This window comes from Sphingomonas phyllosphaerae (assembly GCF_029623345.1).
In the GTDB taxonomy this organism is placed as follows: domain Bacteria; phylum Pseudomonadota; class Alphaproteobacteria; order Sphingomonadales; family Sphingomonadaceae; genus Sphingomonas; species Sphingomonas phyllosphaerae_C.
Genome location: NZ_JAPYKH010000018.1, coordinates 23,893 through 43,828, shown reverse-complemented (window position 1 = coordinate 43,828; position 19,936 = coordinate 23,893). Strand labels below are relative to the sequence as shown.

The following is a 19,936-nucleotide window of genomic DNA, read 5'->3' as shown; positions in this document are numbered from 1 at the left end:
AAAGCGGAGTTGTCGGCGTCCACCAGCCCCGACTGCTTTGTCTCGGTCGAGCGCGAGGATGATGCGCTCACCGCCCGCACATATCAGGGTTATGAGCTGACGATATGCGTGCGGACTGGGCAGAACGCTTATTTGACGGTGGGGCGCGTCGGTGGATCGATCGCTCTTCCGCGATGTTCTCGCACCCAACGACGCTTAGTCGATCAGGAGAGAAGATGAGAGCACGACCCTCCGCACGCACTAGCCCGGTGAATAGCTTGCTGATTCGGCATATCTGGCGCTAGTCGCGCTCGCCAGCATCTCGATCGCGGCCGGAACCGGCTTAGTGGGTTGAATGTTCAGCCCGCTTGATCAGCGACCACGGCGCATTCGCTGCGCTGCGATCTGCGCGTCTCTTCTATGCCGTACGACCCTGTCAGCTCGCATCTCATGCTCGAGAGCTTCAAGCCTCAGCCGGTCTGCGTCAGGACTTTGCCCGAACATACCGGCGATCCGACGACAGAGGTCAGCTTCACGCCGAAGGCAAAGGGGATCATCGATCAGCATATGTCAGCCCCCGCATACTCAGTCATCGCCCTCCTACCTGCTAGAAGCAAAGGCGGCACAAAGGGGATTGCCAAACGAGAGCAGTTAACCTGCATCTAAGCGCCAATCAGCTGCGGAGGATGAGGTTGGCGAGACAGGTCGCACAAGCGCCGATCAGAGCTTATTCGTACCAACGATTTAGCAGTCCCTCGCAAGCGAACGGCGACAGCCTCGCACGGCAGACTGCGTTGGCGAGAGCCTATGCCGAGCAGCACGGTCTGCGCCTAGACGAGGAGCTTACCTATCGCGACCTGGGCGTCTCGGGCTTTCGCGGCAAAAACGCCGCTCATGGCGAGCTGGCCTGCTTCCTTGAGGCGGTCCGAGCCGGTCAGATCCCAGAGGGTAGCTTCCTACTGATCGAGAGCCTGGACCGGCTCAGCCGTGACAACATTCTTCGAGCGCAAGCCATTCTCACGAACCTCGTTGTGTCCGGCGTCAACGTGGTCTCGCTAGCGGACAATCGGCTCTACTCCGAGGAGAGCCTATCCGACGATCCGCTAGGTCTCATCTACGCTTTGCTTGTGTTCATACGGGCTAACGAGGAGAGCGCCACCAAGTCGATGCGCGCGCGCCAAGCGTGGACGCGGAAACGTGAAGCCGTCGCGTCCAAGGTTCTAAGCACCAGACTGCCCGAATGGCTAACCCTTGAGGATGGACGCATTGTTCCGATCCCCGAGCGGGCGGAGCTGCTGAAGCGCATCTTCACCGACGCGGAGAAGGGACAGCCACCACAGCTGATTGCTGAGGCGCTCAACGAGGAACAGGTGCCGCGCTGGAGCATCAACGGCCCCTGGGAACGCACCACGATCGCGGCTTTGATTAACAATCGCCGGGTTACCGGCGCGCTTCCGCTCTACGAGTTTGTTTACAAACGCAACGTGCAAAACCGGCTGCCCATCGGTGTCGTCGGTGGCTACTTTCCAAGGATCATCGAACCCGAGGTCTTCCTTCAGGTTTGGTCCATCTGTAGTAATCGGCGCCGCGGAGGGAGCGCGGCTAAACGCAACGTCTTCGCTAATCTGCTGCGATGCGCCGACTGCGGTGCCGACGTTCGGCACAGACCCATCGGTGAAGGCGGACAACAGGCCCTTGTCTGCGCAGCAGCTAGCATCGCACATCGGTGTGACGCCCCTGAGCATTCGTATGCTGCTCTGGAAAGCGCAGCGCTTGCTCACCTTGGCCCATGGTCCGCCGAGGGTATCTCATGGGTCAGGAACACTGATCCCGGCGGCTGGCGGAATTCACGCGGCGCTCCTTATCGACTGCTCGGCAATGCGGCGCTTTCCTTGCATAACGACCGGCTTCGCAGCGATATAGCCCAACGCTTTCCCGACCGGATCGGCGAAGGGCCAAGCTTGGCAGACTACATGACCACACATCTAGGCCGGCGGTACCTGATGAATGACTGCTCGACCTTGGTAAGCGCCGCCGCGACCGGTCTGTCCACGTCGCGCACAAGGGTGAACACGAACGCTGCCTTGCGGCGCATGTTCAGTCACGGAACGGTAGATCTGAGAACAGGAACATGCACGCTCTCATGCGGAAGCGCCGGCTCGATCGAGATCAGATCCCATACATAGATGCTTCGCGTTCAACGGACCCTTATTCCTTATCGGTAGGTGACAGTTGTCGGGTCTAGACCAGCCGATACGCTGCGCCGGCCACCATCCTCATGGGGCGGCGCAGCCATTTCAACTTCCGTCTCATTCGAGCAAGGGGATGACCTACGCGAAATCACCTAGGTACTTGGTCTCCGCCTCGGGCAGGTCAGAGGTGTCATCCTCGGTGCGGCCATCGCCCTTAAGATCCTCGGCGTTAAGATCTTCCTGCTCCTTGCCGAGGATGTCCCTGTCTTCGCCGTTCTCACCGGGATCGTTGGCGCCGCCATCGTTAGCGTCGTCGCGTTCGGCCTGATCAACCATGTAACATCTCCTATCGGAGGAGCTGAACGGCTGGCGTCCTCGGTCGGGCCCGATGCGCTTGGTCCATCGTTCTTCCCGGCAAGTTCGCTTTTGCGGACCTGCCGGTCTGAGCCCTACATCTCGGCACGCAGGTTCCTCGCGGACATATCGGAGATCTGGCATGGCGACCTACCCTTTGAGCGAGCCTGCTACTGCTTACGTCAGCGATGACAACGGCAATCCCACCTCGCAGCCTCTCTTGCAGGGCTCGCTGAGCAATGCGTAGCGATCGTAGAGGACATGCCGCAGGACGAGCGCTCGTTTGCGTCAATCAAAATGGATGCGCTCGATCTCAGCTACGGCCCAGCCGAAGTGGACGAGCTAATCCGCTATCTTCACGATGAGGACACCGGCTTGTCCAACCGAGACATCGTAGATGTAGCCGGGGAGTAAAGTAGCCGGGCAAAGATGTTGCGGTCTGGCGCGATCAGCGGCCTTAGATCGAAGGCCGTTCTTAGGAGTCGATGCTCGCACTCGATTACCCGGGCTGCTCAGGTTCTTGCGACCCAACCTCGCCATGTGAACGCGGCATAGAAGCGTTCGATCGTGCCAAAGCCCGCTTCGTGCAGGCACGCTTCGTCGTCTTCCGGCGTCAGCAGCGTCAGGCTGTTCGCCACCGCCGTATGCGCCTGTTCGACTTCCGTCGGATCGGCGCCGGATGCCAGCGCATAGGCGGCGTAACGGGCGAGCCACCTGCTGCGCGCCGGCTCGTCCTGCGGGAAGCTAGCGTGCGCCACGACCAAGGGGGCGCCTGGGCGGAGCCGGCGCCGCATCTCGGCCAGCGTGCGCACGCGCTCCATCCTCGGCAGGAAGTGGAGAGTCAGCAGGCAGGTGGCGGCATCGAATGGTCCGGCGGGGGCGGCGTCGATCGTCCCTTCCACTAGCTCGACCCGCTCGGCATGGTTTTCAAGGGTCGCCCGCGCGAGATCGAGCATCGCTCCGGCGGGATCGACGCCGGTGAAGCGCCAAGCCGGCTGCATCTCCGCCAGGACCTTCAGCTCGAGCCCGCCACCCGCTCCGAGTACCAGCACGTGCGCGTTCGCGGGCGCCTGCTCGGCCAGAAGCACGCCGGCCATGCGCTGGACTGCTTCGTAGCCGGGCATGTAGCGCGGCGGACCCTTGGCATAAGCGGCGACGCGCTCCGGATCGGCAAACATGTCGAGGAAGGTCTGGTTTGCGTCAGCCACTGGGGACTTCCTCATATCGGGGGGCTCGCGCGAAATCGGCCTTGGCGAAGGAGCGGTCGCGGAAGAGATAGCCGTAGTAGAACGTGCGAAGCCGCCGGTGAAACGCGCGGATGCGGTCCTGATACGCCAGCTGTGCGGCAAGGTCGGTCCGAGCGAGGCGGGTGAGCAGCGCCTGCACGCCGACTGAGGGCAGGACCCAGCCGAGCGCGCGGCTGGCGGCATCGCGATCCTCCAGCCCCGCGCGATAGGCGCGTACGCGGGGCGCGACGCTCTCGTCGCCGTTCTGGTGGAAGGCAAGATACCATTTGTAGTGGAAGGCGGGGCCGAGCGGCGCTGAGTCCGCCCATTCGGGATGACGCGCGTAGAAGCGGCGCATCGTCTGCTCGCGTGGGATGTCCCAGGCCTGGTTCACCGCCTCGCGCTGCGCCATCGCGATCTCCGCGCCCTGATGCACCGGCAGCGCGGCGTTGACGGCGACGTTCGCGAGCGTTGGCACAATCAGCACCAGCACCAGCCAGGTCGCCGCCAGCGTCGCGGCATTGGCAACCGAGCTCCAGCGTAGCCGCCCGACCAGTGCGGCGACTGCGGACCAGAAAAGGAGATAGGCGACAATGACGTCCAGCACGGCGAGGATCGTGCCGAGCGCCACGCCTTCTATCGCCGCCGCCACGGTGAACGGCACCGCCAAAGCGGCGCAGAGCAGCGCGAGCCTGAGCCCGGCCCGTCGGCGCCACAGCCCGCGCCCGCCGGGCAGGGCATCGAGCATCCGCTCGCGCCCCGCCTCCCGCTCGCCCGAGCGCAGGTCGTGGAACAGCGCGATGACGAACAGCGGCGCCAGAAAGACCAGCACGAAAGCGAAGTCAAAGCGGCCCGGCAATGCGAGCTCGGGATTGAAGGTATCGCCGTCCCAGATCTGCGCCTCGAGCCCCAGCGCGCGGATCCGCAGGATGTAGGGGGAAACGTCGCGCATCCCCATTGCCGCGAAGGCGAGCGGCGCCGGCGCGTTCCACGTCGGATGGAAGCTGTAATAGGCGGCGCTGCCTGCGTCCTTCTTCGCGTCGATCCAGGCGGCGACGGCACCGATGTCCTCCGCCTGTGCAGCGGGGACGGCGGCGATGGCGGCACGCTGGCGTGCGACTTCCGCCATGCCGGCGGCGAGCGCAGCGACGGTGAGGCAGGTCAGCACCGCTAGCACGAACATCGTCAGCCGCTGGCGGACGAGAAGGCGAAGCTCATAGCGGAGCAGGCTCATCGGCGTGCTCCCAAGCGGCGGGTGGCGAGCGCCAGCATCATGGTTGCGGCGGTTAGCCAGCCGAGGACGATGGCGAGGCCCGGCAACGCGCCACGCGCGAGATCGCTGCCGCTCGCGCGCGCGAACGAGAAGTCGGGCATGGCGGACCAGTTCGTCGCCGCCACGCGCTTGCGGCGATCGGCCCCTGCATCTTCGGCGATGTCGTCGGCGTAGCTGACGTCCTCCGCCTCCATCCGGTTCAATCGCTGCACCAGCGCGTAGCGGTACGCCTCCGCCTGGTCCAGGAAGCGGCGGTGGCCGGCGAAATCGGTCCCCGAGGCGGCCATTGACAGCGCGCGGACCGCGATCGTGGGGCTGAGGATGCCCGCCGCATCGACCAGCGCGATCTGCCGATCCTGCGCTGCGTAGCTCTCGCCCGTATAGCGCGCGAACAGCGAGGACGTCAGCCGCTCGCCTTCCATCCCCACCACGCCCTTGTAATTGACGGGCAGGTCCTCGACGCGGTCCACGCCGTAGCGGTCGAGCACGGACTGCTTGAAGGTGGCGAAGTGCGGATCGGCGGGATTGTGGCTGTCGCCCATTTGCCGCAGGTCCCGCGCGATGGCGACGTCGGTCTGAAGCCGGTTGCGCAAGGGCACTGCCGCACTCGCCACGTCCGGCACGACGCGGGGAAGCAGCACCGAGGTGACCGCCCACAGCGCCACCAGCGCGAGCAGCGCGTCGCGGCTGCGGCGGACCGTGGCGGAGACAAGCAGTATGACGACCGTCCACCAGGCGAGATAAGCAAGATAGCCGACCGCGGTGATGAGCATTGGCAGTGCCAGCGCGCCGGGTTGCCTCGCTATCGCCACGAAGCCGATCATCGCCGGCAGCCCCGCGACCAGCGCCACGGTGCCGAGCGCGAGGAGCTTGCCGCCGACGAGCGAACGGCGCGAGACTCCTTGCAGCATCAGCAGCCGCAGCGTGCCGCGCTCCCGCTCGCGGGCCAGTGCGCCATAGCCCAGGAAGATCAGCAGCAACGGCGCGACGATCTGCAGCACGAAGGCGGGCGTGAGCTGGCCAAAGCGCACGAGCAGCGAGCTCTGCCGCACGTCGCCGAAATTGGCGCTGTTCTGGCGATGGCCCTCAAGGAACATCGAATTGCCGGTAAATGCGTCCACGCCGGGATCAAAAGCGGCGAGCGGGCCGAGCGGCCGGAAGATGAAGGTGCCGTAGTGGACGACGCGGTGCGGATGGCGATCGGGTTGCGCCTTGAACGCGGTTTCCGCACCGTGCTGTTGACGGTCGCGCAGGTCGGCGATGCCGCGCTGGTGCGCCCAGCTGGTCGCCACCGCCACCAGGGTGAGCAGCACCAACAGCATCGTGGCGATGACCGCGACGCGGTTGCGGCGCAGGAGGCGGAGCTCGTCGCGCGCGATCAGCGTCGCCGCGCTCACGCGGCCAGCCTGTCAGTGGCGACCTGAAAGCGGGCGTGAAGGGCACGCAGGTCGAAACGATCGGGACCGCTCGCGGCGACCTCGTCGGCGAGGCGGCCGGCTTCGAGAAAGCCGATCCGATCGGCGACATCGGTCGCCGACAGGAGATCGTGGGTGACCATCAGCACCGCGGTACCGCGATCGCGGACCTGGGCCAGCAGTACGTTGAAGTCGGCGGTGGCACGCGGATCGAGGCCCGAGGTCGGCTCGTCGAGAAGCAGCACCGGCACTTCGCGCAGCAGCGCCACGGCGATCGCCACCTTCTGCCGCATCCCCTTGGAGAAGCTGCCGAGCCGCTGATCCCACGCCCGCTCCTGAAGCCCCGCCGCCGCGAGGGCGCCGGTGATAGCGGCGCGGTCCTGACGCTCTCCGGACAGGGCGAGGAGGTACTCGGCATTCTCTCGCGCCGTGAGATGCTCGTAGAGCGCGACATTCTCCGGCAGGTACGCGATCCTACGACGTGCGCCATCGGGGTCGATGGCAGGATCGATCCCGCACACCGCGACCTCGCCGCCCTCCGCCTTGGCGAAGCCGAGCAGCACCGACAGCGTCGTCGACTTGCCCGCGCCGTTGCCGCCGAGCAGCGCGGTGACGCTGCCGGGCGCGATTAAGAGGGTAAGACCGTTAAGGACGAGGTGGTCGCCATAGGCGAGCGTCACATCACGAAGGTGGATGGTTGCGTGCTGTCCAGTCATGCGGCTCCTCTTGCCAACGATAATGATACGATGCAACATCACATCGCACATGCGATCGTGTTGGTTCGCGATCGATCTGCCGCATCGACAGGGGATTTAAGTGACAGGGACGGATCAGCGGCTCGCCGCGACCGCGATGCTCGCGGCGCTCGCCGCGTCGCCGATTGACGCGCGGGCGGCGCCGATCGAGATGGACACGGTCGAGTCGATCGAGACCGAGCAGGATGAGATCATCGTCACCGGAAACCGCTTCGGCGGGCGTACCGCGACCGACTCTCCGACGCCGGTTGACGCAATCACGCGCGACCAGTTGCAGCAGAGCGGCCGGGTCGACCTGATCCAGCAGCTGAAGGTCGAGGTGCCCAGCTTCAACACGCCGCGCCCGCTCGGATCAGGCGTCGGCGATTATCTCCAGCCACCGTCGCTGCGCGGGCTGGGACCGGGCGAGGTGCTGGTGCTGGTGAACGGCAAGCGGCGCCACACGTCGTCCGACCTCAACGCCTCCAACGGCGTCGGACGCGGCGACGTGTCGGTGGACTTCAACGCCATTCCCTCCTTCGCGCTCGAACGGGCGGAGGTGCTGCGCGACGGCGCCTCGGCGCAATATGGGTCGGATGCCATTTCGGGCGTTATCAATCTCATGCTCGACCGCTCGGTCGGCACACGCGCGCAGATGACCGGCGGCATCACCACGGCAGGGGACGGCGCCTATGGAGAGGCCAGCATCTCGTCGGGCGTGCGCGTCGGCGCAGACGGCGCCTTCCGCCTGACAGCATCGCTGCAGAAAGGGGAGGGCACCAACCGCTCGCGGCTCGACACGCGGCAGCAGTACTTCGGCACCAACGCCGCCGGGCGTCCCGTCGCGATCTCGGGCAATTACGGCTCGGGCACGGGACTGACGCCCGCGAACGGCGCGCTCGATCCGCGCGAGGCGACGATCGACCGCAATGTTTTTCGCTTCGGCGACCAGCCCAGCCTCAACAGGCAGTTGTTCGCCAACTTCGTCGCGCCCGCCTCCGAAAGCGTCGAGGTGTACGCGTTCGGCGGCTACAGCCGACTGGACGGCGACATCGAATATTTCTTCCGCCGGGCCGGGCAGAACGAGACGCTGCGCGCCTTCTATCCCGACGGCTACCGTCCGGTGCTCGATTCGCAGCTGGAAAACTTCTCGATTGCGACGGGGCTTCGCGGCACCGACCTCGCAGGGTTCGGCTGGGACGTATCGAGCGTCTACGGCGTCAGCACGCAGGACCTCCATTACGACAACAGCGTCAACGTGACCCTGGGCGCGGCCTCGCCAAGGCGCTTCTACCGGCTGGGCTCCGACTTCTACCAGTGGGCCAACAATCTCGACCTCACCCGCGCCATTCCGATCGGCGATGGCGCGCCGGTCAACATCGCAATCGGCGCCGAATATCGGGAGGAAACCTATCGCCTGTTCTCCGGCGACATCGACGGCTTCCGCGACGGCGGCGTGCGCATCGTCGACGGGCCGGCAGCGGGCAGTGTCGGACCGATCGGCGCCCAGCCGGGGCCCAGCGCCGGACCGGACGACCGGGCCAGCGTCTCGCGGCGCAGCTGGGCCGTGTACGGCGAGGTCGAACGGACCTTCCTCGATCGCCTGCTGCTTCAGGCCGCGGTGCGACACGAGCATTATTCGGATTTCGGCGCGACGACCAACTACAAGGTCGCCGGTCGCCTCGGCCTCGTCGGCGGCCTCGCGCTTCGCGGCTCCTACAACACCGCGTTTCGCGCGCCGGCGCTGGCACAGCAGGGATACAACGCCTCCAATACCCTCATCCTCAACGGCACGCAGGCGATCGTCCGGGTCGCGGCGGTTGACAGTGCGGCGGCGCGGCTGGTGGGGGCGACCGACCTCCGGCCCGAGCGGTCGAACAATCATTCGGCCGGGCTGGTGTTCGAAGGAGGCGGCGTGACGGCGACGCTCGATGCCTATCGGATCAGGCTGCGCGACCGCATCGCCATCTCGTCCACGTTCCAGGATGCACGGCTCACCGCCTTTCTCGCCAGCCGCGGCGCAGGCAATTTCAGCGCGATCTCCTACATCACCAATGCAGTCGACACCGACACAAAGGGCGTCGACCTCGTCGTCAACGCTCGCCATCGGTTCGACGACGGCAGCCTGTTCACCGGCACGCTGGCCGGCAATTACACCAAGACTGCGTTCGACCGCATCGCCGGAACGCCTGCGCCGCTCGCCACGCTGGGCATCACCACGCCGCTGTTCGACCTGACGCAGCAGTTGCGTTTCTCCGACAGTTTGCCGCGGACGAAGGCGACGCTGGACCTCAACTACACGCGTGGGCGGGTGATGCTGTCGGTGACGAGTACGCGCTACGGCGAGGTGTCGACGGTGGCGCTAACGAACGTGACCGTCGCGCGCGCCGACGTGCTGACGCCGGGCTACGATACGCAGCGTGTCGCAGCGGCGGCGAACCTGGCCAATGTCGACATCGTCCAGAAGTTCGGCGCTAAGGTGCTGACGGACATCGAACTGTCGTGGCAGGCGACGCCTGCGCTTCGTTTCAGCGCGGGCGCGCAGAACCTGTTTAGCATCTACCCTGACGAGAACATCGCCTCCACCGTGGCCAGCGTCGCGGCCGGCACAAACGGCGCAGACAATGCCGGAACGCAGCCCTACAATGCGATCTCGCCCTTCGGCTTCAACGGACGAACCGTGTTCATCCGTGCCGGGATGAGCCTCTAGCTTCTCGGCAACGGTGGTTCAAAGTAGCCGTTGCAACAGGCTCCCGAGTCTGCGGACGAAGCCCCAACGGCCAGGGCGATTGGCTGCTTATCGGAAATTGACCTGAACGAGCGTCCGGTTTGGAGAAGCGGGGAGGAGGGTCTGAGTGACCGTATCTGGGTCAAATTGCTGCGACGTGAATCAATCGGCTTGAGCAATTTGCCCTTAAATGAATCTGGCATCAGGGGCATGCTCACATCCCGAATATTGGGCGGGCGCGAGGGCCCGCCTCACATCCATCAAGACAGCGGCGGTTGCCCGTTTGAGGCAGTAAGGCCGCCATCGACTGGCAGGTTCACGCCCGTCACGAAATGCGCATCCTCACTCGCGAGGAACGCGATTACCCCCGCAATGTCGGCGGGCTCGGCACCGCGGCCCAATGGGATGCGTTCTTCGAACTTGGTGATCAACTCGGGCTGCTCCTTCATGCCCGCGGTCAGCGCGGTGTAGGTGAGCGACGGGTTGACCGCGTTGACGCGGACGCCGTGCTTCGCCTCGTCCATCGCCAGCGCACGGGTAAAGTTGCTCACTGCGCCCTTTGCCGCGCAGTAGAAGCTATGGTTCCAGTCGCCGCCCAGCCCGGACACCGACGACACATTGACGATGCAGCCTTTCGATTGGCGCAGATGGGGGATCGCCGCGCGGCTCATGTGAACGACGCCGTAGAGGTCGGTCTCAATCACCTTGGTGAATTCGGCGAAGTCGCCTTCATCGACTTTGCCGAGATGATCGACGCCCGCGTCGTTAACCAGCACGTCTATCCGACCGAAGCGATCGATCGACGCCTGGACGAGCGTCTCGCATGCAGCGTGATCGGACACGTCGGTCTCGCGGGTTTCGACTGTGCCGTGCAGTTCGCCCGCCAGCTTGTCGAGCGCGGCCTTGTCGATGTCGCCCAATACCAGCGTTGCGCCTTCCTCAGCGAAGCGACGCGCGACCCCTTCACCGATCCCCGAGGCGGCACCCGTGATGACGATGACCTTGTTGGAAAAGCGCGCCATTATGCATTCCCCGCCTGAGCGTCGTGGTTGCCTTGCAGCTTCATGATTGTCCTCTCACTGTCGTCAGGACTGGTGTTCAGCTCAGGCTGGAATGTCCTGGATGGTAGCGGTGTTGGCGGCGGCGACGCCGTTCTCACGGTGACGGAAGTCGCTGAGCGCCTGGTAGACCTGCATGCGCGCGCGCATCACGCCGCCCAGCGGGCGATGGACCTCAAGGCTATGGGCCGGGCGGAACGTCATCACCTCGTCGAAGTAGCGGACGCGGTCGGGACCATAGGCCGACTGCCGCGGCAGTCGGATCGTGGCGACGGTACAATATGGGCTTTCGCTTGTCGGCCAATCGACGGAGGTGTCCTCGATCGGCTGCGTCCCGGCATCGGTCCACAGCTGCGCCCGAAGCTCGAACACTGCGTCGTTGCCTTCGAAGTAATCGACCGCGGCATGGCGGAAGCCATCCTCATCCTGATGCGGGTCGAGCTGCCAATCGGCGAGCGCATGTTGCTCGGCTGAAACGGGAAAGGCCCCGATCTTCGCGACATGGTCGCCGTAGCGCACCGGGCACTGGCTGAAATATTCCTCGACCAGCGGGTGGCTGAAGGGGGGGCCATAGAAGTCCAGCGTCGGGCTTGGACCCGCACCAACGGCGTTCAGCACCTTGTTGATGTTGTGAGCGACAGAGGCGGCCGCGCTCTTCACTCCCTCAGGCATGGGAACCGTCAAGCCTATCTTCTTGGCTTGCGAGAGGAAGCCCCAGGCGGTCCCCGCCGGAAAGGTTGTCCCGCTGGCGAGAACGAAGTCCTGCGTCGGTGCGTCATGGCCAGGCAGCTTGGCGCCCTCGACGCCGAACACCTTGATCGACATGCCGCGATCGGTCGAGACACGGTCGCCAAGCTTTTCACCGGGTCCTTGCGCGAAGCGGACGGCGACATCGAACGTGCCCGGCTCCGCGAACAGGCCCTGTGCGAGTTCGGGCGGCAGCCCGGGCGCGACAGTGAGCTGGCCTATCACAGGCTCTGTCAAACCAAACGCACCGGCTCCGCGGGTGGCCGGAGGCTTGTGCATCGTAGGGTGCTTCAATACTATCCTAAGGCTGTCAGTGCTGCGAACTCTCTCGAGCTGGTTTCGGGACTGTCTTCGTTCGCCTGCCATCGAGCAAGCGAACGGGGTTAAAATCCGGCTTCCTCGCGCTGGGTCCGGTTGCTTTGACAACACCACTCCGGTGCCCTTAGGGCGGTGGGTGCAACGAGCGTCGCGGAGTGGGTCGGCCTACGTCCTGGCAGGACGTCTCGCAGCGCTTTGCGACGCGGACGAGCTCGGGTGTAAGGCTGAGGCGCGTGTCTTTTGGAACAGTTCGCCGGCTACCAGAATGGTGTGCATGGTGACGCAGCTTGCGCGCTACGGCGACCGCAGCGCGCTCGAAGCCGAGCCGCTCGCGGAGCTGCAGCTCCTGTTTGGGCAGGTCGCACTCGGATCGGCTCCGCACCAGCAGTACGGTCGCGGCGTCGTAGAGCAGGCCGCGCACGTGGCTGTCGCCACGTCGGGAGTTATGTTCGTCATAGTCGATCTCGCCCGATCAATAGCGCCGTGTGGTCAGTCCGACCCAGGCGCCGACAGATCGCGACCGCTTGAAGTTGGTCGGGTCCTCGATCGCGCTGATGATCGAAGTGGCGGGCCGGACGCCGACGCCGGGAATGGACATAAGCAGCTGGTAGGCATCGCTGCGCCGGGCGTCCGCCAGCAGTTTGCGTCCCAGCTCCTCGGCTCGATGGCGAACGGCGTGCCAAGCCTCGAGCAGCGGCCGAATGATCCGGCCGAGGTCGTCGTTATCGGCGAGAACCGTAGATCTGAGAACAGGGACATGTGCCTCTCCTGCGGAAGTGCCGGCTCGATTGAGATCAGCTTCTCAACATAGATGCTTCGCCTCTCAACGGGCCTTTGATCCCTGCTTTGTAGATGCCAGTCGTCCAATCTGAACCGGCCGACAGGCTGCACCGTCGTTTCCAACCATCCAGCCGTCGCAGCCCCGGCCCCCCTCACATTGTGATCGCTCCTGCTGACCAGTCCCATCTGGAGACAAAGCAGACGCAGCGCTCTATGATCGAAGGCTAAATCATGGGAGTGAGTGGCCGACTAGCGGGGGCTAGTGGGGGCTATCCATGGTTATTTTCAAGGAGGCCGTCCTCGGCCTTCTCGTCCTTCTGTTCGTGGCCATTTGCGTCGCGCTGGCCTGCGTAACGTGGCTGCTACGGCTGGGGTGCGACGCTCCGCTTGAAGCACAGACGCACCCGCGGCCCTAATGAGTGAAGGCCCCGCGGGGCACTGGGCGATCTTTAAGGAGCGTGATACCGCGCTAGCGTCTCGGTATCAAGTGAAGGATCCCTGGAAGCTGCCGGGCGAGGTGGCCGCTGTTGCTATAGCAGCGCGGGCGCGGCGAACTCCCTGCGCGGTCAGACGGCTAGATCGACTTATCTAAGCTAAACGCGGTTCCAAGAGGGCGCGGGGACTTAGATGAATGAGGGACCGGAATCGGAAATCGGGCCGTTGAGCCGGGATGGCTGCTCTTAAAAAGGTCAACTCCGCACTAACCAAGCTAATTTACGTGAATCACTAACTAGTCGGCTTAAGGCAACGGTTATGTAGCGTGAGGAGCTTGGTGTGCTTACGGCAGCGGATATATTTAATAGCAAAAGCGCTCGTGGAGTCCACCTTGACAGTAGCTGGCGTCTTTTCAGCTGCGAGAAAAAAGGCTGGATTAGAATTACCTTCTGCTCCGATCGTGACGCTAGGCGGTTTGCGTCAGAGGTATTCTCGTTTGAAGGAGCTTGCTAGGGTCAGGACCCATTGATGTGAGCGTCGCGATCTGATTCAGGCTCTGCAAGGAGACCCGGATGAGCGACCTGTTTTGGCTGACGGACGATCAGATGGAGCGGCTGCGGCCGTTCTTTCCCAGGAGCCACGGCAAGCCGCGCGTTGATGATCGACGAGTGTTGAGCGGCATTGTGTTCGTGAACCGCAATGGGCTGCGGTGGCGCGATGCGCCCAGCGCCTACGGGCCGCACAAGACGCTTTACAACCGGTGGAAGCGCTGGGGCGCGGCGGGCGTGTTCACGCGGATGATGGAAGGGCTTGCGGCGGCGGGAGCCGAGCCGAAGACGGTGATGATCGACGCCACCTACTTGAAGGCGCACCGCACGGCCTCGAGCCTGCGGGTAAAAAGGGGGATCTCGGCCGTTTGATCGGCCGCACCAAGGGCGGCATGAACACCAAGCTCCATGCCGTTGCCGACGCGAACGGCCGACCCTTGAGCTTCTTCATGACGGCGGGCCAGGTCAGCGATTATACCGGCGCGGCAGCGCTGCTCGATGATATGCCAAAAGCGCAGTGGCTACTGGGTGATCGCGGCTACGACGCCGATTGGTTCAGGGACGCTCTGCAGGCCAAAGGCATCCAGCCCTGCATCCCGGGCCGGCGATCCCGCAACGAGCCGGTCAGATACGACAAGCGGCGCTATCGGCGACGTAGCCGCATCGAGATCATGTTCGGACGCCTCAAAGACTGGCGCCGCGTCGCGACCCGCTACGACCGCTGCCCAACCGCATTCTTCTCCGCGGTCGCGCTCGCTGCCACTGTCATCTTCTGGCTGTGATCAACGAGTCCTGACCCTAGAGCGAAGCACCAGAAGATTTGGGCAGTGATTACGGCAAATTGTCAAAAGGGCAAGCTGCTAGGTTTTATATTCTATAAGCGCTGAGCGAGCGCCAGTGTTGCTCTGCTGCTTGTACCTAAGCCAGCCGGCTGTTTGGGCAAGTTTGGCAATCATCATCAGTGCCGACCACTGACCCGAGCGGATCCACCCCATACTGTGCCGTTTGCTATTGGCCATACGCAGCAGCTGAATCGCTGAGATTATGGCCGGCACGAGTGCTGCCGCCTTGATTGCTGTCCCATCCTCAAAGATGGCAACGAGGATGCCCGTCAATGCCAAGGTGTTGATCGCTGTCCATCCAAGACTACTACGCAGTAAGCGACGCCAGCTTGGATCTGCATTGCTTTTGTGCAGGTCGACTAGCTCCGCAAAGGCGTAGCCTGTCCGCCGCGAGCGGTGCCACCACTGCTTCATCAACGTGATCGCAACATCATGCAGCGTCATCTCCTCGCCGTTCGACCAAATGCGCCAGCCGCGCTCCCGCAAGCGCAGGCACATTTCCGGCTCCTCGCCCGCGATCAGGGAATCGTCATAGCCGCCCACCTCACGAATTGCCGTAACCCGGAGCAGGGCGTCACCTCCACACGATTTTACCTCGCCTAGTGGGACATTCCACTCGTCATCACAGGCGGCGTGGTAGGCATTCGCCTCCGGTCGCCGCTCCCGCCGGCGGCCGAATACGACCGCTCGGCGCGCGTCGACGGCCATGTCGGCACTCGCGACAGCCAGCCATTCCGAATCTATGACACAGTCGCCGTCAACTGTTTGGATGAAGTCAAGCTGCGGGTGATCGTGCAGCAGTGCTGCCATGCCAGCATTGCGCGCGCGGGCCGCAGTGAACGGCTGCTTTGTATCGAGGTCGACGACGTTGAAGCCTAACGTTCTGGCTAACGCCGTGCTGCCGTCGGTTGAACCCGAGTCGACGTAGATACGCCCCGCCACGGACGCGACCGATGCTAGGCACGCGCGCAAACGCTCCCCCTCGTTCCTGCCAATCACGACAACGCCAATGCTTGCTTCGTTCATCGGTTCACGCATAAGCGACCCAACGTCTCTCGTCCATTGGGGGCGCCCGACACCCAAGGTCCTGTTTATGTCTCCTGTCTTGATAGTTGTGCCGGATTGTGGCTGTCGCTTGTGTCGGCGCTATGCCCTCGGGTGGGTGGCGGCATGACGCTCAGGATCTTGTTCGCTCTCCCCGGATTGCATCGAATCGAGCGCGGGGCAGAAGTCGCGGTCATTTCTATTGCGAACGAGCTCGTCCGCGGCGGGGACGAGGTGACTTTAATTGGATCGGGCGCGTCACGACCGGGCACGCCGTATCGTTTTTTGCACGCGGGCGCGGTGTCGCGCGCGCGCTTCGAAGCTCTACCGCGATTGCCCGCGCTTCGAGACGACACCTCCTACGAGGAAGCTAGCTTCGTCCCCGGTCTGCTGCGGCAGTACCGGCCGAAAGACTATGATGTGACGGTCGCCTGCTCCTTCCCGTTCGTTCATTGGGCGCTGCGCCGACCGTCGCTGGGCCCTCGCCCCGCGCATGTTTTCGTTACTCAGAACGGCGATTGGCCGGTGCGGGCGCGCAACAGCGAGTATCGCTTCTTCGCATGCGACGGTCTGGTTTGCATCAATCCCGACTACTACGACGCGGGCAGGGCGCTATGGCCCGCGGCTCTGATCCCGAACGGTGTCGCGCTCGACCGCTTCTCTCCTGGTGAGCCACACCGTGCGCGCTTCGGTCTTCCGGCGAAGGGGCCGGTGGTGCTGATGGTCAGTGCGCTGATTGGTAGCAAGCGAGTCGACGAGGGAGTTCGCGCGGTAGCCAACTTGCCCGACGTGCATCTCGTTTGCGCCGGCGACGGGCCGGAGCGCGCCGAAGTGGATAATCTCGCTGGTACGCTGATGCCAGGGCGTTTCACGCGACTCATCGCACCTGCCGTTGAGATGCCGACACTGTATCGCTCCTGCGACGCCTTCTTGCACCTGTCGCTCGACGAGCCGTTCGGGAACGTCTTTATTGAGGCGATGGCGAGCGGGCTGCCTGTCGTTGCCCACGACAGCCCTCGAACCCGGTGGGTTGTCGGTGACGATCAGTTCCTTTGCGATAGTCGAGATCGAGCCGCTCTTTCGGGCTCGATCGCCAGAGCGCTCGCCGCCGCGGGTGACAATGACGCCGCCGCATCGCGCCGCGCTCACGCGGCGCGATACAGTTGGTCAAGCGTGGCCGCGCGCTACCGCGACTTCTTCCACGAGGTTGTGGAGCGGCGTCGGAGTCGGTGATGCCAGCGTCTGCTCGGCGGCGGTTCGGAAGAGGCGCGCCAGCTTCGCTGCCTCCGGAAGCGGAACGTGCCGGGCCATGACACGAGCCCTCGCAGACGAGCCTAGCTCCGCCAGCGTCTCGGGCGATGCCAGCATGATTCGCTCGATACAGTCTGCGAGCGTACCGACGTCTCCGGCCGGCGCCAGCCAACCATCGACGCCGTCACGCACCAACTCCGGTATGCCCGCGATGTAGGTGGAGAGCACAGGACGGCCGCGCGTCATCGCCTCCATGATCGCCACCGGAAGTCCCTCGCCGAAGCTCGGCAAGACCAACGCGCGCGCGCCATCAAGGAGGGAGCTGATTCCGCTCGCGTCGACCCAGCCCGCTAGCACCACTTGCTCTTCGAGCCGCGCTGCGGCGATCGCGCGCTCAATCGTGGAGCGCATCTCGCCGTCGCCCACCAGCACCAGTCGCGGGCGCACCCCGCGTTCTCGCAGCACAGCCAATGATTCAATGAGGAGAAGCTGACCCTTTTGTTCGCACAATCGGCCAATCGACACGATCGTGTCGGTCGCTGGCGGGCTGGTAATCTCGACATCGGTGAAGCGTGGATCCACCGCGCAATGAACCACCTCGATCTTCGCCCAATCAGAAGCGGCTGACCAGCGGTACAATTGGCTGCGGCAGTAGCTAGTGATCGCGACGACGAATGCAGCGTTTGCGATTTTCTCGCGAAGCTTCCATTGCAGTGGTTTGTCGAACTCCTCCGGTCCGTGAACGGTAAAGCTGTAGGACGGACCTCCCAGCGTTCGTGTTAACATAGCGACAACGGCGGCATTGCTGCCGAAGTGCGCGTGGACGTGAGTGACATGACGCAGCGCGCCAATCCACTGCAGTAGCAGGCAGGCCTCTGCCAAGTATATCATGTGCAGGGGGAAGCCCCGCTCACCACCGCGTGAGAGCTGCCAAGCCATCTTGAGGGCGGTGACGAATCGCCGCGGTCGTCGGACCACGGCGCGAACGACCGCCAAGACGAGTGGTGGCGCGCCTCCGCGCAGAAGGTACCGCGTCCGTGCGAGTTCCTCTTGATCAAGCGGGTCCACGATCTCCGAGTCCCAGCCGCGGACGGCGAAGCGCTCCACCGCGACGCCTTGCGCCTCGAGGGCCAGCACCTCCGTTCTGATAAAGCTATGACTAACTTTCGGATACTGGTTAATCAAGTAAGCGACCGATCCGGCCATGCCCTAAGCTCCCCCCCCGGGTAAGTAATCGACCTGTCACATCCTGCGAGCCGCCGACAAGGGCACTTAGATGCAGATCGGTTCAAACAGAGACAATTTTTCGAGCCTTTTTTCGTGATCTCTGCCGCGCCGTGCATCGGTAAAACATATCCAACCATTTCGGTTTGATTGTTAGGCTGAAGCCTCGAGGTGACCAGAAATCTTACCCACTCTGATCCCGCTCGAGGGTAGGCCCCGGCCTGAAATAAGCTGCCTCGTGCGCATTTGACTCACGGGAAGGTGGCTGCGCCGCGTCTGCTCGTCGATCAATCCCGAATCGGTGCTCCCGATATCGCTCACCTAATTGCCCCGTGCCGCCGATGATCATAGGGCGTTCGGGATGGAGCGCAGGCGCGAGGGCGTCACGCCTACTTGGAGGATTGTCTTGCATCGTTGGGCCGTCATCTTTCTGCTCGCGGCAGCGGTCTCAGCACCCGCTGACGCGCAGACAAGCTCGGGTCTAAGGGTTGATGAGCACCCGGCAGAGCTGGTCGTGACCGGCGGGCAGGGCAAAGCCCCTGCGATGCACGCGGTGGAGCCGCGTGTGCCCGGCGCAGCGAACCCGCACGGCGACGTGAGCGTGCCGCAGGTCGGCGGCGACGTGGCGGAAGAGCCATCCGAAATTCCTTCGCGGGAGCTGCTTCGGACGATGGTACAGCCGACCGGTGGAACGGGGATAGTGCCGCCATCTTCCAGGCCTGACACGGTCGGCGCTTTCCGCTTTATCTGCCAGCCCGGTCAGGTCAGCTATGACGACCCTATCGTATTCCCAGGTCAGCCGGGGAAGAGCCACCTTCATCAGTGGTTTGGCAACACGACAGGGGATGCCTACTCAACCTACGAGACGCTGCGCTCACGCGGCAGCAGCACTTGCATGAACACAGCCAATCGCTCGGCTTATTGGATGCCAGCGATGCTTGACGGTCGTGGGCACGTCGTTCGTCCCGACTATGTCACGATTTACTACAAGCGTCATCCGGCTTCTTCTCCGGATTGCCTGCGCATGGCGCCACGGGGATGCACCGGAATCCCACGCGGTCTTCGAATGATATTCGGCTACGACATGATCACTCATCGACCGAGCGCGGCGGGGGGCTATTTCAACTGCGACGGGCCTGGTGCAAAGAGCGCTCACTATCGCACCATCGCCGAAGCGGCGCAGAATTGTCCCGCCGGAGCGCGGCTGGGCGCCATCATCAACGCTCCCGATTGCTGGGACGGGCAAAGACTGGACAGCCCTAATCACCGCGACCATATGGCGACCGCGAGCTATGGGAGCCAAGGCTCTCCGCGCTGCCCCTCCACTCACCCGTATGTCATACCCGCCTTCACCATGGGTGCATGGTATACGGTCGATGACGATGGCGCGGCGAGTTGGTACCTGTCGTCGGACGATATGCCGGGTATGGGTCGAATGACGGCCGGATCGACCTTTCACGCCGACTGGTTCGGCGCATGGGACGACAAGGTCATGAAGCTATGGACGGACAATTGCATCGATAAGATGCTAAATTGCTCGGGCGGTGACCTGGGCAATGGCCAGCAATTGGTCCAACAGGGTCCGTTCGAGTGGAAGACGAGCAGGCGTTTAGTGGCAATCCCAGGCCGTGGCAGAACAGTCGCCCAAACAGCGGAGCATCATTAGTCGACATAGCCATTCAACACGAGGGTCTGGCCGATCAGCATCTGGCTCGTCTGTGGCTCATCGTTCATGGAACTAAAACTGATGCTCCGTGCCACGAAACCGATCGTGTGTCGGTGTAACGA

General features: G+C 63.8%; 14 protein-coding genes and 1 pseudogene. 5 read left to right on the top strand and 10 right to left on the bottom strand.

Features of this window, described 5'->3' with window-relative positions; translation table 11 throughout:
• Nucleotides 1–665 precede the first annotated feature (665 nt).
• Complete coding sequence (locus tag QBJ89_RS15505; protein ID WP_277981380.1) at nucleotides 666–2,165, top strand: recombinase family protein; 1,500 nt, start codon at nucleotides 666–668, stop codon at nucleotides 2,163–2,165.
• A gap of 144 nt (nucleotides 2,166–2,309) precedes the next feature.
• Here the strand turns inward: QBJ89_RS15505 and QBJ89_RS15500 are convergent, their stop codons facing one another.
• The 5 genes from QBJ89_RS15500 to QBJ89_RS15480 form a co-directional block, all read right to left on the bottom strand.
• Nucleotides 2,310–2,507 carry a hypothetical protein gene (locus QBJ89_RS15500; RefSeq protein ID WP_277981379.1) on the bottom strand — a complete coding sequence of 66 codons (198 nt, stop codon included), beginning with the start codon at nucleotides 2,505–2,507 and terminating at the stop codon, nucleotides 2,310–2,312.
• A 530-nt stretch (nucleotides 2,508–3,037) separates the two neighbouring features.
• Entirely contained in the window at nucleotides 3,038–3,733 is a 696-nt protein-coding gene (locus QBJ89_RS15495) for a class I SAM-dependent methyltransferase (protein WP_277981378.1), read from the bottom strand.
• A complete protein-coding gene (locus tag QBJ89_RS15490) occupies nucleotides 3,726–4,985 on the bottom strand; it encodes a DUF3526 domain-containing protein (RefSeq protein WP_277981377.1) in 1,260 nt (419 codons plus the stop codon). Before QBJ89_RS15490 ends, QBJ89_RS15495 begins: the two co-directional genes overlap by 8 nt.
• Nucleotides 4,982–6,421, bottom strand: a complete 1,440-nt coding sequence (locus tag QBJ89_RS15485) for an ABC transporter permease (protein WP_277981376.1) — start codon at nucleotides 6,419–6,421, stop codon at nucleotides 4,982–4,984. Before QBJ89_RS15485 ends, QBJ89_RS15490 begins: the two co-directional genes overlap by 4 nt.
• Nucleotides 6,418–7,155: an ABC transporter ATP-binding protein gene (locus QBJ89_RS15480; RefSeq protein WP_277981422.1), complete on the bottom strand. Its 738-nt coding sequence runs from the start codon at nucleotides 7,153–7,155 to the stop codon at nucleotides 6,418–6,420. The genes QBJ89_RS15485 and QBJ89_RS15480 overlap by 4 nt, the downstream gene beginning before the upstream one ends.
• Before the next feature lie 100 nt (nucleotides 7,156–7,255).
• On the opposite strand from QBJ89_RS15480, the gene QBJ89_RS15475 reads away from it, so the two are divergent.
• Entirely contained in the window at nucleotides 7,256–9,883 is a 2,628-nt protein-coding gene (locus tag QBJ89_RS15475) for a TonB-dependent receptor plug domain-containing protein (protein ID WP_277981375.1), read from the top strand.
• A gap of 278 nt (nucleotides 9,884–10,161) precedes the next feature.
• Here the strand turns inward: QBJ89_RS15475 and QBJ89_RS15470 are convergent, their stop codons facing one another.
• The 3 genes and pseudogenes from QBJ89_RS15470 to QBJ89_RS15460 form a co-directional block, all read right to left on the bottom strand.
• Nucleotides 10,162–10,923 (bottom strand): SDR family NAD(P)-dependent oxidoreductase, encoded by a 762-nt coding sequence (locus QBJ89_RS15470; RefSeq protein ID WP_277981374.1) that lies wholly within the window; start codon nucleotides 10,921–10,923, stop codon nucleotides 10,162–10,164.
• Between the two features lie 81 nt (nucleotides 10,924–11,004).
• Entirely contained in the window at nucleotides 11,005–11,985 is a 981-nt protein-coding gene (locus QBJ89_RS15465) for a catalase family protein (protein ID WP_277981373.1), read from the bottom strand.
• 204 nt (nucleotides 11,986–12,189) lie between these two features.
• Nucleotides 12,190–12,805: pseudogene (locus QBJ89_RS15460) on the bottom strand (transposase); the annotation flags it as partial.
• Between the two features lie 1,006 nt (nucleotides 12,806–13,811).
• Between QBJ89_RS15460 and QBJ89_RS15455 the strand changes: the two are divergent.
• Nucleotides 13,812–14,569, top strand: a protein-coding gene (locus tag QBJ89_RS15455; RefSeq protein ID WP_277981372.1) for an IS5 family transposase whose coding sequence is annotated in 2 segments (ribosomal slippage) — nucleotides 13,812–14,145 and nucleotides 14,145–14,569 — 759 coding nt in all. Because the reading frame shifts where the segments join, the coding sequence is not laid out codon by codon here.
• 78 nt (nucleotides 14,570–14,647) lie between these two features.
• On the opposite strand, the gene QBJ89_RS15450 is transcribed toward QBJ89_RS15455, so the two are convergent.
• On the bottom strand, nucleotides 14,648–15,667 hold the full coding sequence (locus tag QBJ89_RS15450) for a glycosyltransferase family 2 protein (protein ID WP_277981371.1): 1,020 nt from the start codon (nucleotides 15,665–15,667) through the stop codon (nucleotides 14,648–14,650).
• 132 nt (nucleotides 15,668–15,799) lie between these two features.
• Between QBJ89_RS15450 and QBJ89_RS15445 the strand changes: the two genes are divergently transcribed.
• Entirely contained in the window at nucleotides 15,800–16,906 is a 1,107-nt protein-coding gene (locus QBJ89_RS15445) for a glycosyltransferase family 4 protein (protein ID WP_277981370.1), read from the top strand.
• On the opposite strand, the gene QBJ89_RS15440 is transcribed toward QBJ89_RS15445, so the two are convergent.
• Nucleotides 16,841–18,130, bottom strand: coding sequence for a glycosyltransferase (locus QBJ89_RS15440; RefSeq protein ID WP_277981369.1), 1,290 nt, complete (start codon nucleotides 18,128–18,130; stop codon nucleotides 16,841–16,843). The genes QBJ89_RS15445 and QBJ89_RS15440 overlap by 66 nt on opposite strands.
• A gap of 424 nt (nucleotides 18,131–18,554) precedes the next feature.
• On the opposite strand from QBJ89_RS15440, the gene QBJ89_RS15435 reads away from it, so the two are divergent.
• Nucleotides 18,555–19,814, top strand: coding sequence for a DUF1996 domain-containing protein (locus tag QBJ89_RS15435; RefSeq protein WP_277981368.1), 1,260 nt, complete (start codon nucleotides 18,555–18,557; stop codon nucleotides 19,812–19,814).
• Nucleotides 19,815–19,936: the final 122 nt, after the last annotated feature.

Coding starts and splice junctions, on each gene's coding strand:
- QBJ89_RS15505 (WP_277981380.1), top strand. CDS start 666: ATGAGGTTGGCGAGACAGGTCGCACAAGCGCCGATCAGAGCTTATTCG.
- QBJ89_RS15500 (WP_277981379.1), bottom strand. CDS start 2,507: ATGGTTGATCAGGCCGAACGCGACGACGCTAACGATGGCGGCGCCAAC.
- QBJ89_RS15490 (WP_277981377.1), bottom strand. CDS start 4,985: ATGAGCCTGCTCCGCTATGAGCTTCGCCTTCTCGTCCGCCAGCGGCTG.
- QBJ89_RS15480 (WP_277981422.1), bottom strand. CDS start 7,155: ATGACTGGACAGCACGCAACCATCCACCTTCGTGATGTGACGCTCGCC.
- QBJ89_RS15470 (WP_277981374.1), bottom strand. CDS start 10,923: ATGGCGCGCTTTTCCAACAAGGTCATCGTCATCACGGGTGCCGCCTCG.
- QBJ89_RS15465 (WP_277981373.1), bottom strand. CDS start 11,985: ATGCACAAGCCTCCGGCCACCCGCGGAGCCGGTGCGTTTGGTTTGACA.
- QBJ89_RS15450 (WP_277981371.1), bottom strand. CDS start 15,667: ATGCGTGAACCGATGAACGAAGCAAGCATTGGCGTTGTCGTGATTGGC.
- QBJ89_RS15445 (WP_277981370.1), top strand. CDS start 15,800: ATGACGCTCAGGATCTTGTTCGCTCTCCCCGGATTGCATCGAATCGAG.
- QBJ89_RS15440 (WP_277981369.1), bottom strand. CDS start 18,130: ATGGCCGGATCGGTCGCTTACTTGATTAACCAGTATCCGAAAGTTAGT.